Annotated in this window: 8 protein-coding genes; 2 read left to right on the top strand and 6 right to left on the bottom strand. The window is 42.1% G+C overall.

Features of this window, described 5'->3' with window-relative positions; all coding sequences use genetic code 11:
- From N518_RS0110130 to N518_RS0110120, 3 genes are all read right to left on the bottom strand, one after another.
- A partial coding sequence (locus N518_RS0110130; RefSeq protein ID WP_155756712.1) for an NAD(P)/FAD-dependent oxidoreductase occupies positions 1–509 on the bottom strand: 509 nt, incomplete at its 3' end.
- Positions 510–787: 278 nt separating this feature from the next.
- Positions 788–2,032, bottom strand: coding sequence for an MFS transporter (locus N518_RS0110125; RefSeq protein WP_005014155.1), 1,245 nt, complete (start codon positions 2,030–2,032; stop codon positions 788–790).
- A 54-nt stretch (positions 2,033–2,086) separates the two neighbouring features.
- Entirely contained in the window at positions 2,087–3,241 is a 1,155-nt protein-coding gene (locus N518_RS0110120; RefSeq protein ID WP_017401243.1) for an acyl-CoA dehydrogenase family protein, read from the bottom strand.
- Between the two features lie 336 nt (positions 3,242–3,577).
- Between N518_RS0110120 and N518_RS0110115 the strand changes: the two genes are divergently transcribed.
- Both N518_RS0110115 and N518_RS0110110 read left to right on the top strand, forming a co-directional pair.
- A complete protein-coding gene (locus N518_RS0110115; protein WP_005026003.1) occupies positions 3,578–4,795 on the top strand; it encodes a CaiB/BaiF CoA transferase family protein in 1,218 nt (405 codons plus the stop codon).
- Positions 4,796–4,898: 103 nt separating this feature from the next.
- A complete protein-coding gene (locus N518_RS0110110) occupies positions 4,899–5,744 on the top strand; it encodes an IclR family transcriptional regulator (RefSeq protein ID WP_005014160.1) in 846 nt (281 codons plus the stop codon).
- A gap of 35 nt (positions 5,745–5,779) precedes the next feature.
- On the opposite strand, the gene N518_RS0110105 is transcribed toward N518_RS0110110, so the two are convergent.
- From N518_RS0110105 to N518_RS0110095, 3 genes are read right to left on the bottom strand one after another with little or no spacing between them, the layout of a single operon-like run.
- The gene (locus N518_RS0110105; protein ID WP_005026001.1) at positions 5,780–6,958 is read right to left on the bottom strand and encodes an MFS transporter; all 1,179 of its coding nucleotides are present in this window, start codon (positions 6,956–6,958) and stop codon (positions 5,780–5,782) included.
- A gap of 49 nt (positions 6,959–7,007) precedes the next feature.
- Positions 7,008–8,285: an MFS transporter gene (locus N518_RS0110100; protein WP_005014163.1), complete on the bottom strand. Its 1,278-nt coding sequence runs from the start codon at positions 8,283–8,285 to the stop codon at positions 7,008–7,010.
- 22 nt (positions 8,286–8,307) lie between these two features.
- On the bottom strand, positions 8,308–9,462 hold the full coding sequence (locus tag N518_RS0110095; RefSeq protein ID WP_005025999.1) for an acyl-CoA dehydrogenase family protein: 1,155 nt from the start codon (positions 9,460–9,462) through the stop codon (positions 8,308–8,310).
- Positions 9,463–9,523: the final 61 nt, after the last annotated feature.

Here is a 9,523-nt window from a genome sequence, read left to right as displayed (position 1 = left end):
CCATCTTTGCCAATGCCCATGTCACCGGTCTGGATTCCGCGGACCGAACCATCTTCATGGTAGAGGATTTCTGATGCAGCAAAGCCCGGGAAGATCGAGACTTCCAGCTCCTCTGCCTTGGTACCCAGCCAGCGTACGATATTGCCCAGCGAGATGACGTAGTTGCCATCATTATGCATGGTTTTTGGTACCATCCAGTGCGGTGCTTCTTTGGAGGTGGTGTCAGAGAGCAGGAAAAAGGTTCTGTCTTCAGTCACGGGGACATTAAGCGGAGCACCGAGCTCTTTCCAGTCGGGGAAGAGTTCATTCATGGCCCGGGGTTCAAGTACAGCACCTGAAAGAATATGCGCACCAACTTCGGAACCTTTTTCGACGACACAAACGGAAAGATCGGGTAGGTTGTTTTCAATCGCCAGTTGACGGATGCGGATCGCAGCTGAAAGACCTGCAGGTCCTGCACCAACGATCACTACGTCAAACTCCATCGATTCTCTTTCTATATTTTCCATAATTAGAAACACCATTTCGCTTAGCGATATATTAATTTGTTATTTGTAAAAAGGCAACTCTCTACTGAATAGCACATATATTGAGATGCTAAAATAAACTATCTTTTCACTATAAAGGTGAACAGGAAAAATAAATGCAGAGAACTGTATCTAAAACTCTTTTAAAAGGCTGAGTTGAATATATTTAGAAACTATTAAATCTATATATGTTTTAGATTTGGATTTTTATATAAAAAATTCCAATAACTGGTTTTTGGCCAGTTATTGGGGAAAAGAACTCAAGAGTTCTGGGGGTCATATTGTTTCTCTTTGATAAAGAGGGCTGGAATAACTCCACAGATAAAGTAGGCTGCTCCCATGACTACAAAGCCTAAGCCAATTGAACCACCAGAAGCCAGATAACCAATAGTTGCAGGAGCAATCGCTGCGCCCAGACGCCCGACATTATATGCTCCTCCAATTGCTGTACCACGAATTGCAGTTGCAAAACTTTCAGTCATGTAGGTTGCATTTACACCATATGGTACGCCATACAGAAAACCGAAAATTATCAATAAGTACAGGATATTCTCTGGCGAATTATAAAATACAATTAATGGTAGAAATACAGCAGTTCCTATAGCACCAAAAGCATAGGTAAAGCGGCGACCCAGTTTATCCGCCATATAACCTGCAAGAACTTTACCTAGAATCATTGCAGTATAAGTTCCTACCATATAAGCAGTCATTTCTTTGAACTTCATTCCAAGTTCACTTTCCAGATAAGAAGGCATCCAGTTATTTACGCCATAGTAGCCAAACTGAAGGAAGCCGGCAGTAAGTGCCCAGAGTATAAACATATTGCGGTTACGTTTATCTTGGAAAATAAGTTTAAAGGCTGACTCTTTTTTCTGGTGATGATTATTTATCGCTTTATTCAAGCGAGATTGTTGCCAGGCTTCCGGTTCTGGAACCAGAATGTGCATAAAGATAGCGATAGCAATTGGAATAATTGCAACATAAAACAGCATGCGCCATCCATGATCAGGAATAATCCAGCCGGCTAGCAAAGTTGCTACAATATAACCCACTGTCCAGCCAGCTTGTAAGGTACCTAATACAGTAGTGCGGTATCGGGTAGGAACATATTCTGCCATTAAAGTATTACAGGCGATGTAAAGAGAACCTAGACCTAATGAAGCAAAAAAACGTAGAATACCAAACTGCATAAAGCTTTGCGTAAAGCCCAAGCCACAGGTCAAAACTGAAAAGGTTAAAATTGAAATTACAACTATTCTGACCCTGCCAAAGCGGTCGCAGGCCCAGCCCCCAAAGATACCGCCAATTGCCATACCAGCTAAAGTAAAACTACCCAGCATGCCAGCCTCAACAGTACTCAGTCCGAAATCTGCCTTAATACTGTTGAGGCTATAAGAAAGCAGCATTAAATCAGCGCCATCGACCAGTAAAGCTAAAAATGCAAATAAGAATGCAATTTTCCAGGTATTCGGGCCAATGCTTGAAGTTATTGTGTTTATAGACATAATCCATTACTTACTATTAAGGGCGCTTTAATTTTCCTTAAAGCGCTTGAGGTTTTATTGAGTCATTTCACGAATCATATTGCGTGCAATAATAATTTGCTGAATCTGTGTGGTTCCTTCATAAAGACGGAACAGGCGTACATCCCGATAGAAACGTTCAATGCTGTATTCACTGATATAGCCAGCTCCTCCATGAATCTGTACGCAGCGATCTGCAACACGGCCACACATTTCCGTTGCGAACATTTTTGAGCATGATGCTTCCGTACTGGTATTTTCACCCTGGTCCCGACGCCGGGCAGCATCGAGCACCATACATCTGGCTGCATAGATTTCAGCTTTGGAGTCTGCCAGCATGGCCTGGATTAACTGGCCACTGGCAATTGGCTCACCGAACTGTTTACGTTCAACGGCATACCGCAGTGCGTCATCCAGCATACGTACCGCAGCACCTACACTTAAAGCAGCAATATGTAGACGTCCTTTATCAAGGACTTTCATGGCCGTTTTAAAACCGATCCCTTCCACTCCTCCAATCAGGGCAGAGGCGGGTACACGACAGTTTTCAAAGATGACGTCACAGGTATGAGCACCTTTTTGCCCCATTTTTTGGTCACGTTTACCTAGAGATATTCCGGGTGTCTTGCTATCAATAATGAATGCAGAAATACCGCCTGAGCCTTTAACTTCAGAGTTAGTACGTGCCATGACTGTAAATGCACCTGCATGTGGAGCATTAGTAATAAAACGCTTGGTACCATTCAGGATATAAAAATCGCCATCTTTCACTGCAGTCGTGCGTAAAGATGCGGCATCAGAACCTGATTCTGGTTCAGTCAGGCAAAACGAGCCAATAATTTCCCCTTTAGCAAAACGCGGGAGATAATACTGTTTTTGCTCCTCCGTGCCATCAATCAAGATTGCGCTAGAACCAATACCATTATTTGTTCCAATAAGTGAGCGAAAGGCAGGTGAAGTGCGACCCAGTTCAAAGGCAACTCGTACTTCTTCTTCCATGGTTAAACCCAGACCTTCATATTCTTCAGGAATAGTCAGTCCAAATAATCCGAGTTCACGCATTTGCTGAACAATATCTGCTGGAATTTCATCTGTTTCTGCTACTTCAGTTTCCCTCGGAATAAGTACGCCTTCAACAAACTGACGTAACATATCAAGTAGTTGATCCAGGGTTTCCTGATCACGAACCATTTCATCTCCTTGGTCGTTATTTTCACCACAGAAGTGGTATAAGCGGACGAGCCGGTATATTTCTTTTTGGGCATACTAAAGAAAATGATTTCACATGACAATATATTTTGATAATTTATTTTGCAATGCGATATTAATTTCTATTACAGCTAACTTATTAAACTTTTGATTTTGCTTAGACAGTTCTTATATTTCAGAAAATATCTTATCTCTAGAGTTTTGTTTTACATAAATTGAGAGTATATTAAAATAAATAATATCGCTAGGCGAAACTTAATCTTGAGTAAATAGAGATTAAGATTTGTTATAGCAAACTAAACAAATAGTGAGATAAAAATGGGAGCACTAACAGGAATTCGTGTACTTGATCTGAGTCGTGTATTGGCAGGCCCTTGGTGTGGGCAAATACTGGCAGATCTGGGGGCTGAAGTAATTAAGGTAGAGCGACCTCAGCATGGTGATGATACTCGTAGCTGGGGGCCACCCTGGATGAAGAATGATGCAGGTGATGACACACGTGAAGCTGCTTATTATCAATCTGCGAACCGTAATAAACTCTCTGTAGCAATTGACATTGCCAGTTTGGAAGGGCAGGAGCTGATCAAAGCTTTAATTCAGGATACTGATGTAGTTATTGAAAACTATAAGACAGGTTCACTGAAAAAATATGGTCTGGACTACGACAGTTTAGCTGCAATCAATCCGCAACTGGTTTACTGTTCTATTACCGGTTTCGGTCAAGACGGACCACGTGCTGAAGAACCTGGTTATGACTTTATCATCCAGGGGATGGGTGGGTTAATGTCTGTTACTGGGGAAAAAGATGATTTGCCTGGAGGCGGCCCACAAAAGGTTGGTGTGGCATTTTCTGATTTGGCTACAGGCCTTTATTCTACGATTGCCATTCAGGCAGCACTGCTGAACCGGCATGAAACCGGATTGGGCCAATATATTGATATGGCTTTGCTGGATGTACAAATTGCCACGCTGGCAAATCAGGGGATGAACTATCTGGCTTCAGGAAAAGTACCGGGCCGTTATGGCAATGCGCATGCCAATATTGTTCCGTATCAGGTATTCAAAGCGGCCGATCGGGATTTTATTATTGCTTGTGGGAATGATAAACAGTTTATCCAGTTGTGTCAGAGTATTGGATTAGCAGAATTACCAAATGACCCACGCTTTAGCCGTAATGCTGACCGAATCAAACATCGTACTGAAATTATTGATATTTTATCGAAGCATTTCTTGAAGAAAACTGCAGATGAATGGGTAACAGCTATTCATGCAGTTAAAGTACCTGTGGGAGTAATTAATAACCTGGAACAGGCTTTTCGGGAACCACAAGTAATAGCCCGAAAAATGCTGGTTGAGATGCCACATCCATATAAGCAAAAACTGACAGTTATTGGTTCACCAATAAAAATGTCGCGTACACCAGTAGAATACCGTCGCGCGCCTCCAACGCTAGGAGAACATACTGAGCAGATTTTAAGACGCGTTGCCTCTCAGGAACACTTAAAAAAATTAAAAGCCGAAGGTATTATTGAGTAAACTGATAAAAAAGAAGCAATCGGCCAGTTTGCTTCTTTGCTATTTAATATAATTATAGATTATAATTTCGCAATGCGAAACATTAGTAGGTTGAGAAAGAGTCATGGATAATACCAATGATATAGAACAAACAGAAAAAATTTTGGCTCCTTTAAGACATGAGTTACTACATCCAATTGAAGATATGCAGGATGAGAATGATCGGCAGTTTATTACTGCCTTGGCCCGTGGTCTGGAACTGCTACGTTGTTTTACACCTAAGCACCAACATTTAGGAAATCAGGAACTAGCTCAATTAACCGGTTTACCTAAACCCACTATTACCCGTCTGACTCATACGTTGTCACGTCTGGGTTATATTAAGCAGGTTCCAAATTCGAGCAAGTTTCAGCTGTCTGTTGGGGTACTGGCATTCGGTTACTCCATGCTGGCTAATGTATCGATTCGTTCAATTGCTAATCCTTATATGAAAGAACTCGCTGACTATGCAGGTGCAGCAGTAGCCATGGCAACCCGAGACCGGTTAAACATGATTTATTTGGATGTCGTGCAGGGGAAAGGCAATATCACCATGCGAAGACAGGTAGGAACTTATTTACCTATTCATTTAAGTTCTATGGGTCGGGCTTGTCTGGCAGCTATGCCAGAAGATGAACGTGATTTTCTGCTTGATGCTATCCGTTTAAAATATAAGGAAGACTGGTTCAAGATTAACCGTGATCTTGACCGTGCCTTTAAGGATTATCAGGATTTTGGCTACTGTTTCTCGATTGGAGAATGGCATAAGGATGTGAACTCGGTCGCGGTGCCTTTAATTCATGAACAGCATGGTTTACTGGTTTTTAACTGCGGTGGACCAAGTTTCATTATGAAACGTGAAAAACTTGAAGAAGATATTGCACCGCGCCTGCTACATATGGTGAATAATATCCGTACTGAAATCAGTTAAAATATGATGCATTGGTCAGGAAGATCAATGCATTGTTATGATTGAAGCGGTAAAGCAGTTCGTTCTTCCAGAATACAAATCACTAGACAGGTAATTGCAAATATCATGCCTAACGTGCAGGTGCCTGTCCAGCCAAAATGAGTCCAGGCATAGGCTCCGGCGGTAGTCCCTAATGCTCCTCCTGCAAAATAACCTGTCATATAAATAGCATTAAAACGAGATCTGAGGTTTTCACTTAATTTAAATACTATGCTTTGATTGGTTACATGAATTGCAGAGAGTGATGCGTAAAGGATAAGCGTTGCCATCATATAAAACGCTAATTGATAAGGTGTAAGTAAAAATAATAGCCAGCAAATGATAAGACCCAGACTACATAAAATAGAAATCTGGTGAATATATCCCCGGTCAATAAACTTACCCGTGAAATTAGCTATAAATACACCAACGATGCCAACCAGACCAAATAATCCAATACTAAAATCGCTCATATGATAAGGAGCTGGTGCAAGTAGTAGTGACGTAGTAGTAAATGTCATACTTACCCCAGCAAAGGTTAATCCGCCAATATAGCTGCGCCGGCGTAAGCGTTGATTTGTCAAAAAAATAGAGGCTAACGAGCGTAGAGTATAAGCATAGCTTTCAGTGCTGGTAGGCGGAAAAACCCCGATATTTCGATGTAATATAAAAGCAATACAGAAAAGTAAGATACCACTGGCCAGATAGATAAAATTCCATGCAAATAAACTTGAGGCCAAACCTGAAAGGGAACGGGCAAGAAGAACCCCCATCATTAAACCGCTAAGCAGGAAACCCACCACCCGACCACTCTGTTGTGCTGGAACCAGACTGGCTGCTAAAGGTAATAATAGCTGCGCAGCTACAGAAAATAGACCAGTAATGAGTGTACCCAGTATAAGCAGACTTATATGCTGTGAAATACCGCTGATGATCAGGCCAAGTGCAGCAAATAGCATGAAACAGAAGAGTAGGCGGCGTTTTTCGAGAATATCTCCAAGAGGCATCAGCAGGAGCAGGCCACAGGCATAAGCAATTTGTGCCAAAGTAGGTACCCAGGAAACAAGGGTTTCTGGTAATTGCAAATTTTGACTCATAGAATGAATGAGTGGCTGACTAAAATAATTACTACCGGTACAGATACCGGCAGCAATTGCCATTAATATAATTGTTGGAGTATAAAGCGTATTTTTCATATTCTCTTAGTATTAAAAGCCTCTGTAGAGGCTTTACCAAGTTAAGCCTTTAAGCTGTTTTCTGCGGGTCATATTGACGGTCTTTAATAAAGATTCCTGATACTGCACCGCATAAGAAATAAGCTCCGCCCATGATCAAAAAACCAAGACCGATAGAGCCACCACTTGCAGCCGCACCAATAATTGCCGGAGCAAACATGGCACCAATACGGCCAGCATTATAAGCTCCACCCACAGCTGTTCCGCGAATATTGGTAGCAAAACTTTCAGTCATGTAAGTGGCATTGATGGCGTAAGGAATTCCATAAAGGAAACCGAAGAAAATCAGCAAATAGGCAATATTATCTGGCGAGTTAAATATTACAATCACAGGTAAAAATATAGCTGTACCAATAGCCCCAAAAGCAAATACAAAGCGTCGGCCCAAGCGGTCAGCTGCATAACCTGCAATAATCTTGCCAAAGATCATGGCAATATAGGTTCCAATCATGTAGCCAGTCATGGCTTTAAAATTCATCCCCAGTTCAGATTCGAGATAAGCTGGCATCCAGTTGTTTACACCATAATAGCCAAACTGTAAAAAGCCGGCAGTTAAAATCCACAGCATGAACATTCTGCGATTACGCTTATCTGCGAAAATTATTTTGACTGTACTTTGCTGTTTTACCGGCTGTGCCTGTACAGTAACCCGTGAAGCGGATAGACGCTCCAGACGGGCTCGCTGCCAGGATTCCGGTTCGGGAACCAGTTTCTGAATAAATAATGCCAATACCGAAGGAATAATGGCTATAAAAAATAATACCCGCCAGCCATGTTCAGGAATAATCCAGCCCGCTAGCAATGTTGCTACAATATAGCCGACTGTCCAGCCAGCCTGTAGAGTCCCCAGTATTGTAGTTCGATATTCAGTAGGTACGTACTCAGCCATTAACGTATTGGCTGCAATATATAAAGAACCAATACCGAAAGCTGAAAGAAAGCGGATGATAGCAAACTGCTCAAAACTTTGTGTAAAGCCGAGTGCCGCAGTTAATAATGAAAATACCAGAATCGAAATCACGACTGTTCGAACCCGTCCAAGATAATCACAGGCCCAGCCACCCATGAAACCTCCTAGTGCCATCCCTGCCAGGGTAAAACTTCCTAATGCACCAGCTTGTAAATTGGTCAGTCCAAATTCGGCTTTTAAACTGGTTAAACTAAAAGACAGTAGCAGCATATCGGCACCATCAATTAACAGGGCCAAAAATGCAAAAACAAAAGCGATTCGCTGCGTAGTTTTAGAAATTGGCCGGATAAGGGTTTCCGGCATCAGTGGTGTGGTCATAATTCATCCTGAAATTCAAAGGTTAATCCTTAACCTGATTAATCATATTTTTAGCAATAATGATCTGCTGGATTTGTGAAGTTCCCTCATAAAGACGGAACAGGCGTACGTCCCGATAAAAACGTTCAATACTGTATTCACTGATATAGCCAGCCCCTCCATGAATCTGCACGCAGCGGTCTGCAACGCGGCCACACATTTCCGTTGCGAACAGCTTGGCACAAGATGACTCAGTAGAAACATTCAGTCCTTGGTCCCGACGCCGGGCAGCATCGAGTACCATACATTTGGCTGCATAGATTTCAGCCTTGGAATCTGCCAGCATGGCCTGAATTAACTGGAAACTGGCAATTGGCTGACCGAACTGTTTACGTTCAACGGCATACCGCAGTGCGTCATCCAGCATACGTTCGGCTGCACCAACACTGACTGCTGAAATATGTAAACGTCCTTTATCGAGGACTTTCATGGCTGTTTTAAAGCCAATACCTTCCACACCTCCAATCAGGGCAGAGGCAGGTACACGACAGTTTTCAAAGATAACATCACAGGTATAAGTACCTTGCTGCCCCATCTTTTTATCTTTTTTACCTAAGCTAATGCCTGAAGTATTCCGGTCAACTACAAAAGCGGAAATACCGCCTGCGCCTTTAATATCAGGATTGGTTCTGGCCATTACGGTATAGGTACTTGCTAGCGGCGCATTGGTGATATAGCGTTTAGTACCATTCAGGATATAAAAATCACCATCTTTCACTGCTGTAGTCTTTAAAGATGCAGCATCAGAACCTGATTCCGGTTCAGTCAGGCAAAATGAACCGATGATTTCACCACTGGCATAGCGTGGTAAATACTTCTGTTTTTGCTCCTCAGTCCCGTCAATAATAATACCGCTTGAACCAATTCCATTATTAGTTCCAAAAATAGAGCGGAAAGCAGGTGAGGTACGACCAATTTCAAAGGCTACATAAAGTTCTTCTTCCATGGTCAGTCCTAAACCGCCATATTCCTCAGGAATAGTGAGACCAAACAAGCCTAATGCTTTCATCTGGTCAATAATGTCCTGAGGCATTTCATCTTTTTCAGCCACCTCATGTTCACGTGGCATTAATTCATTTTTAACAAATTGCTGAATCATATGAAGTAACTGATCCAGTGTTTCCTGATTACGAATCATCCTGACTCCTTGGAGTTATATTCTTTACAAAGGAAAAGACTAAAAATCTATATAAATAATT

The sequence above is a fragment of the Acinetobacter sp. UNC436CL71CviS28 genome (assembly GCF_000620525.1).
GTDB classification, from domain to species: Bacteria; Pseudomonadota; Gammaproteobacteria; order Pseudomonadales; family Moraxellaceae; genus Acinetobacter; species Acinetobacter radioresistens.
This window is presented reverse-complemented; position numbering and strand designations above follow the sequence as displayed.

Excerpts from the sequence above, each read along its gene's own strand:
- N518_RS0110125 (WP_005014155.1), bottom strand. The coding sequence starts at position 2,032 with ATGTCTATAAACACAATAACTTCAAGCATTGGCCCGAATACCTGGAAA.
- N518_RS0110120 (WP_017401243.1), bottom strand. The coding sequence starts at position 3,241 with ATGGTTCGTGATCAGGAAACCCTGGATCAACTACTTGATATGTTACGT.
- N518_RS0110115 (WP_005026003.1), top strand. The coding sequence starts at position 3,578 with ATGGGAGCACTAACAGGAATTCGTGTACTTGATCTGAGTCGTGTATTG.
- N518_RS0110110 (WP_005014160.1), top strand. The coding sequence starts at position 4,899 with ATGGATAATACCAATGATATAGAACAAACAGAAAAAATTTTGGCTCCT.
- N518_RS0110105 (WP_005026001.1), bottom strand. The coding sequence starts at position 6,958 with ATGAAAAATACGCTTTATACTCCAACAATTATATTAATGGCAATTGCT.
- N518_RS0110100 (WP_005014163.1), bottom strand. The coding sequence starts at position 8,285 with ATGACCACACCACTGATGCCGGAAACCCTTATCCGGCCAATTTCTAAA.
- N518_RS0110095 (WP_005025999.1), bottom strand. The coding sequence starts at position 9,462 with ATGATTCGTAATCAGGAAACACTGGATCAGTTACTTCATATGATTCAG.